Source organism: Psychrobacter sp. S1-30-MNA-CIBAN-0213 (assembly GCF_040309845.1).
Lineage (GTDB): Bacteria > Pseudomonadota > Gammaproteobacteria > Pseudomonadales > Moraxellaceae > Psychrobacter.
The window spans coordinates 1-575 of sequence record NZ_JBEOPE010000031.1 but is presented as its reverse complement, the minus strand read 5'-3'; the positions used below and the strand labels follow the sequence as shown (position 1 = coordinate 575).

1 protein-coding gene is annotated in these 575 nt (G+C 46.4%); it reads right to left on the bottom strand.

Features of this window, described 5'->3' with window-relative positions; translation table 11 throughout:
- On the bottom strand, positions 1–575 hold a 575-nt coding region (gene modB, locus AAEY87_RS13835; protein WP_350657586.1), incomplete at both ends, for a molybdate ABC transporter permease subunit.

Genomic DNA, 575 nt, shown 5'->3' with positions numbered 1-575 from the left:
ATAATCATGCCTATAATGATAAGAATACCTGACATCAGGTGTGCCGCTTCGTAGTTGAGTGCTTCGACTTGCTCATATATCGCGATGGACACCACTTTGGTCTCGCCCGAGATACTACCCCCTATCATGAGCACCACGCCAAACTCGCCAATAGTATGGGCAAAGCTGATGATGCTGCCGAGAATAATACCCACCTTTGCTTGTGGAAGGGCGACTCTGATAAAGCGTCTTAGACGGCTGGGCTCTAATAAATGCGCCATCTCCATCACGCTTTGCGGTATGCGTAAAAATTGGGCATAGACAGGTTGGATATAGAAAGGTAAGGAATAAATGATAGAACCGATGACCAGACCTTCAAAGGTAAAGATTAATGGGCTGATGTTGTGTTCACTGAGCCACTTGCCAATACCCATGCTAGGGCTTAGTAGGAGCAATAAATAAAAACCAATGACGGTAGGAGGCAGTACGAGTGGCATGGCGATAATGCCCATCAGTATAACTTTAAGACGTGCAATGACTTGCCCACGACTCGGCTTAGCAAGCCAATAAGCCACAGGTGTGGCAAAGAGTAATAG